The sequence below is a fragment of the Bacteroides sp. 1_1_30 genome (genome assembly GCF_020982715.1).
Lineage (GTDB): Bacteria > Bacteroidota > Bacteroidia > Bacteroidales > Bacteroidaceae > Bacteroides > Bacteroides xylanisolvens.
The window spans coordinates 1-6455 of sequence record NZ_JAJKHN010000154.1; the positions used below are offsets into that span (position 1 = coordinate 1).

The 6455-nt window shown below is 43.3% G+C and carries 6 protein-coding genes; all 6 read right to left on the reverse strand.

What is annotated here, in order from left to right; genetic code table 11:
- Positions 1 to 97 precede the first annotated feature (97 nt).
- Positions 98 to 1054 (reverse strand): toprim domain-containing protein, encoded by a 957-nt coding sequence (locus LPH68_RS25220; protein WP_025077123.1) that lies wholly within the window; start codon positions 1052 to 1054, stop codon positions 98 to 100.
- Between the two features lie 212 nt (positions 1055 to 1266).
- Positions 1267 to 2343, reverse strand: coding sequence for an AAA family ATPase (locus tag LPH68_RS25225; protein ID WP_118773647.1), 1077 nt, complete (start codon positions 2341 to 2343; stop codon positions 1267 to 1269).
- A gap of 14 nt (positions 2344 to 2357) precedes the next feature.
- Positions 2358 to 2666 (reverse strand): DUF3853 family protein, encoded by a 309-nt coding sequence (locus tag LPH68_RS25230; RefSeq protein ID WP_009121544.1) that lies wholly within the window; start codon positions 2664 to 2666, stop codon positions 2358 to 2360.
- Positions 2667 to 2889: 223 nt separating this feature from the next.
- Positions 2890 to 3927 carry a hypothetical protein gene (locus tag LPH68_RS25235; RefSeq protein WP_009121545.1) on the reverse strand — a complete coding sequence of 346 codons (1038 nt, stop codon included), beginning with the start codon at positions 3925 to 3927 and terminating at the stop codon, positions 2890 to 2892.
- 11 nt (positions 3928 to 3938) lie between these two features.
- Positions 3939 to 5228, reverse strand: a complete 1290-nt coding sequence (locus LPH68_RS25240) for a YhcG family protein (RefSeq protein WP_118773624.1) — start codon at positions 5226 to 5228, stop codon at positions 3939 to 3941.
- A 63-nt stretch (positions 5229 to 5291) separates the two neighbouring features.
- Positions 5292 to 6455: site-specific integrase (locus LPH68_RS25245; protein WP_230297213.1), on the reverse strand; the 1164-nt coding region annotated here is incomplete at its 5' end.

Here is a 6455-nt window from a genome sequence, read left to right on the forward strand (position 1 = left end):
TCAGGGGTGAAACGCCCTGAGTGGGTCATTAGGGCAAAGCCCTAATCCCCTCGGGAGAGCCCACAACTACGAAAGCGAAGCGTGTAGTTATAGTGGGCTATAACTGGAAGCCGTTCTTCTTTTCCGGTGATTGGCTGCGCACCCCTTTGGCGGACTGGAGCTGCCTTTTTCTTTCAATCTGTTTCTGTAAGTATTCGTTCAAGTCCTTGCATCCTCTGTAAATCTGCGAAGCGTCCCGGAGGTACCGCTCTCTGCCGTATTCCATGCGGATTTGCCGGAGTGCTTCCAGTCCTGCATGGTCGTTGTCGAAAAAGCAGTGGATGCGTTCGTAATTGCCCAACGGATAGAGAGCCTTGTTTACATTCGATACGGAGTTCAATACAATGTAGTCCTGCCCGTCCAATTCCGGATAATTTGGGCAGCTTTCTTGTCTCAATGTCAAAAAGGAGAGGTAGTCCATAAATCCCTCGAACACATAACAGGTATTCCTCGCTTTTCCCGACTGCCTGATGTGGGAGATTTCCTTTGGGGCGATGCAGCCCTTGAAATAGCGGTTGCGGATTTCATATCCACACGAACCATTGGGAAAGGCGATGGCAAAGTACCGCTTGCCGTTGTGAGTGAAACGTGCTTCACTACATTCTCTTTTCGCCAGTTTTATGTTAATTCCTCTACCTTGTAAGTAGGCAAGCAGGGCAGTAGATGACAGCGGAACAATCTCCAACTGTTGGAAGCTCGGCTCGGAAGAGTTTTGCTTTCCAAAAGAGAAAGATACCGGGCGCACGTGCGGTGTCTGCTCTGCTATCCGTTTCAAGATGTAAGGTACATGGTCGGTAGCGTACAGGTGTGCAGCCAGTTCTATGATACCACCACCTTTACCCAAACCGAAGTCATACCATTGTTCACGTTCGGTATTTACCTTGAACGAGGCTTCGGCTTCTTCCCTTAACGGTGATTTATACCACAGATTGACACCTTGTTGCTTGACGGGAGAATATCCTAAACTATGCAGATAATCCGCTATTCTGATTTGCTTGGCTGTCTGTATATCCATAAAATGATTGTTTTAGTAGTTGGTGAATTGGTTTATTTTTCTTTTTGCCCGTACCTTTTTAGGAAGTACGGTCTATAATCACTTCACTAAATTCTCGTATATATAGGATACGGTAATAAAGTGAAGTGATTTAGTCCCATTCCCCAAGCACTTCACTATATTCCTAATATATACACCCCGAGAATAAAGTGAAGTGATTGCAGGGAAATGGGCTAATAGTGGAAGTCAGGCATGAATGTGTATTTTCTGCCGTTCTCCTGCACTATCATCCGCTTGTTGCGGAGCATGGTGATGAGCGATACCGCCTTTTTATGGTTCAGTTTTACACCCACAGACATATAGGTCTTGATTAAAGCATCTTCCAGTTCCTTGTAACCATATTCCTCTTTCAGACCGAATGCGGCTTCCAACGCGATGCGGTGCTGCTGCTCGGTGATATGCCTGTAAGGGTCGAACTTCTCTTCTTCGGGTCTTCCCGGTTTCTTTGTTTCGGGTTTGTAACCCTCTATAAGTTCGGGAAGGGCTTTGTCGTTGATGCGGAACGCAAAAGGCTCAAAGTCCATTGCTCGTATGTGAATGGCTGAAACATGGCTGATGTCACCGTTGCCCTTGTCCTTTTCTACCAGTAATACGGTTTCCGCCTTGTTGTTCAATTCCGTACCAATGTGCCCTCTTGCGTTCTCATCCCCCTTGTTCTGATGCAGTATCGTATGGATGTGTATCTGCCTGTCGTCCGTCCACTGCATCAGCTTGGATATGATGCGTGTGGATTCACCGGGGCTGTTGATGTCGTACACCATATCACGGATGCCGTCTATGATTACAAGACCAATGTCGGGAGTGTTGTAGATAGCCTGTTCTACAATCCTGATACGTTGCTCAGGCGTGTATTTTCTCAAAGCGAGGAATTCAAGGTTTTCATTGTCCCTGTCATCTGGCAAGCCGGCCATCCGCAAAATGCGTGTCATGACTTTCAGGCAATGGTAAGGGCTTTGCTCTGTATCAACATAAAGCACTTTCCGCTTATCTTCCGGCAGTTCTGCCACATATCGCAACACTGTGCCGTTCTTCAATGCGGCGGCTACGATAGCCGATACATTGAATGTCTTTTTACTTTTGGCTTTGCCGATGGATGCGCTGAAATTGCCCAATGTCCCAATGACAGAACCATGTACTTTGAGGATTTCAGGTGCTTTCTCATAACTTTTCGACAGGCTCAAACGTGAGGCTTGCCAAAGGATAATGGCTTCTTCTGCCGATATGTCCTTAGTCTCTTTAATATAGTCCATAGCCATGCCTCCCGTTATTTTCGTCCTCCTGTTTTCTTCCCGGCCAGTTCAAGGGCAAGCTCCACATCTACGATAATCTTGCGTCCTATCTGGGTGATTGCCTTGTCAATCTTTCCGCTTTTCTTGATGCGGTTGGCGGTGGGCAGGCTGCACCCGAACAGTTTGGCAATGCCCAGTATTCCGTACACATACTTCCTTTCTGTGTCCGTAACGGGCTGTGGCTGCATTTCCGTTTGACCGGAAGCGTGCTTGCTTAAGAATATGAACTCTTCGCCTGTCATCTGCCAGACGGGTTTTGATAATAACTCTTGAAGATTTGTCATCGTCCAATCTATTTAGTCGTTTAACAATCAGCCCTGCGCACTGGCTGTTATTTCTGTTCTCGAACGATGCAAAATTAGGTAGGTTTGTAAGTGGTAAGGATGTGGTTAGTGTAAATGGAATATTTTATTATTTCTTTGAATATCAGACAATAAAAATACCACTCAAAAATTAATTTGAGTGGTAAAAGTGGTTATTTCGTAATATGTCAGGGTATATCACGGATTATCGGAATATTGCGTCCATTTCTTTGGCGAACTTCTGGTTGCTGTCACTTGGGAAATCGGAAACAGGTTCCTTGTATTTTGACTTGTAATAGTTCTCTTCAATATCCAGCATTTTGAGGATATTCTTTTTCCAATTCTCCCTGTCTAGTTTGGGCAGTTGTTCACCCATCAGGAATATCAGGTAGCAGACACGTATTTTCTCTCTCGTTTTTATTTTCAGCTTGCATTTGCCGGGGTGCAGATTCATACAAGCATAGAAATCATATTCGGAAATATTCTCGAATTGTTCTCCTACGCAGGTCGTGTAAACGTGCGAAAGCAACTCCATGTCGAAATATTCGTGTTGTTCCTCTTTGGGTGCTTCTTCTTGCATATCGGGTTCGCTTGGCTTGGTTAGCTCTTCCGGTTTATCTTTAGCTACGGGAATATATTTTGCTAATATTTCCATAAAATGGAAACTCAATTTATAAATATCTCCGCAGCAGTTCTCTATATATTGGAAAGCCTCTTTTCTTGCTTGCTTTTGCAATTCGTAAAGCTTGTCCAGTTCTTCTTTTTCTTTCTCATATTCAGCCTTGCAGCGTTCATATTCCTTTTCGGCTTGCTTTTCTTCTTCTGCCGTATGTTCCCTGTAATCAATAGAATCATATCTGTTATATGCCTCGTTCAAAGGCTTGTTTAGTTTTTGTGTAACCTCCAGTTGTTCCTCTATATCAATATTATATCTATCAGCGAAATGGTAGCACACACGAGAAATTATCTCATCATCAAGCAATGGATATTTTTCGTAAAGCATCATGTTTTTCTCTATCTCGGCTCTTAGACTGTCGAGAATCAGAGTGTACTGTTCTTTCTGCTTGTCAAGTACCAATTCAAGGATAGCGGCTTCAAAAGCTTTTGTGTCATTGTATTGCTTGTAGAAGTTCGTGATGAATTTCTGCTTGTCAAAAGAAAAAGTATGGCTTACAATAAAGTCACTGTATATTCGGTTGAGTTCACCGTATTGGGGAATCATAATCAGTATTTCTCCTGCCATATATCTTGGATTTATGGATTTTTGTCTTTATCAAGAAAGGAAGCCAGTTCTTCTTCCACTTCTTCTATACTTGGCAGAGCCGATTTTAAGTTTTCAGGTATAGCCTTGCTCAGTTGGTAATCGCTGATGCCTATCGGCTGGTCATAGCCTGTCAATGCGTATTGTGCTACAACTTCGTCTTTTCCCTTGCACAGCAACAACCCGATAGTCTTGTTGTCGTTCTCTCCCCTCAGTTTATCATCCACCACATTGATGTAGAAGTTCAGTTGCCCTGCATACTCCGGTTTGAATGGGGTAGCCTTTAATTCTACCACGATATATGCGTGCAGTGGAATAGAATATAGTATCAGGTCTGCATAGAAATCGCTGTTTCCGACTTGGAAATGTTTCTGTCGTGCAACGAAAGCAAAACCATTGCCCATTTCCAGCAAGTAACAGGTAACGTGCTTAACCAACTGTTCTTCTATGTCCCTTTCGTCTGCTTTCTCTTTAGTTCCAGCCAAATCAAAGATGTACGGGTCTTTCAACAGGTAATTGGCGAGGTCGCTTTGCGGTGCAGGAAGCGTAGTGGTGAAATTGTTTACCTTATTATTGCTGATTTGTCTGCTGTACAGGTTGGTCTCAATTTGTATTTTAAGAACATTGCTGCTCCAGCCCATTTCCACAGACTGCTTCATGTACCAATAGCTTACACCCAATGGAATTGAACTGTTAAGCATAATCACATGGCTTGCCCAATTGGTTCTTGCAACAGGTGATGCCATGAATACGCTTTCTATATCCTTAATTTCCATCCGGTAAATATCAGATACGGTTCTGGCAACATTATGAATTTGCGCAAGAGGTTCTTGCGTGATTATAATTTCATTGTTATCAGTGGATTGGATTTGCGCAAGAGGCTCTTGCGTAAATTGCGCATCGTTTAAGTAGCGTACTTCGTCTGCTATTCTCTCCACACTTGGAGCTATCAACTTTGCATCCGTTTCTATGAAACTTTGCAATGCCCTCAAAGGATATGCCTTTGCAAACTGACACATATAGGTAAGGTTGCGTTCCGAATAGCCTTTCTTTTCAGGAAAATTCAGCCGGATAGCTTTTGCCAGTTGCTTGATGATTTTACTTCCCCACCCATGCTGTTGTTGATGATAGAGAATATAGTTGCCCACTTTCCAGTAGTGGAACAGCATTTGCGCATTGGCTGCGATGATTAGTCTTACTTGCGCCTGTTTTATTTCCGAACCGACTGCGTGTATGAACGCATCTAAGTTCGTTTTTTCTATATTGGATTCTTTGTTGCTCATATTGTGATGATAATTTCTACAAATATAGTCATTGGTAACTATCTATGAAACTGTTTGATACTTTTATAGTTGATTAAACTTGTTCATGGCGTTCGCCTTAATATCATCCGCTATGTCAATGTAGGGTTTCATAGCCTTGTAGTCGCTGTGTCCCGTCCATTTCATGACCACCTGTGCTGGGATTCCAAGAGCCAGCGCATTGCAGATGAATGTCCTTCTTCCGGCATGGGTGCTTAACAAAGCGTACTTGGGTGTGACTTCATCTATACGTTCATTCCCCTTGTAGTAGGTTTCCCGTACAGGCTCGTTGATTTCCGCCAGCTCACCCAGTTCTTTCAGATAATCATTCATCTTCTGATTGCTGATGACGGGCAATGCCATGTGATTCTCGAAATGAACATCCTTGTATTTTTCAAGAATGGCTTTGCTGTGGTCGTTCAGTTCGATTATCAGGCTGTCCGCTGTCTTGACTGTGGTAACTTCAATGTGGTCGGGTTTCACATCGCTTCTTTTCAGATTGCGAACATCCGAATATCGTAAACTCGTAAAACAGCAGAACAAGAAAACATCCCTGACACGTTCCAAATACTGCTTGTCATGCGGTATCTGATAATCTTTCAATTTGTTCAGTTCTTCCCACGTCAGGAATATCACCTTTTTAGAAGTGGTTTTCAATTTGGGTTTGAATGTATCGTATGCAATGTTCTGATGGTGTCCTTTCTTGAAACTCCAGCGCAGAAACCATTTGAGGAATCCCATCTGTTTGCCGATGGTGCTGTTTCTCATGTCTTTCTTGTCACGCAAGAAATTGACATATTCGTTCAATCCGAACTCATTGAAGTATTCAAAGGTTACATCTTCTTTGAACTCTTTGAGGTGATTTTTCACTGCTGCAAATTTTTCGTATGTGGATGCCGTCCAATTATTCTGATTGCCACACTCCTTTACAAACTCATCGAACACTTCCCAAAAGCTGACAGGGGCTTCTTCCGTCTGTTCTTCACTTGTATTTTTCATCCGTAAGTTGAACGCATCTTTTAACTGTTGCGTGGTAGGCATGGTTTCCTGTACCTCAAATTCCTTGAACACGTTTTGCATTTCTGCATAGTATTTCAGCAAGTCCGCATTGATTTCGGATGCGCTTTGCTTTAGCTTGTTGGTGCATCCGTTCTTTACCCGTTGTTTGTCGGCATCCCATTTGGCTACGTCAATCCGGTAGCCTGTTGT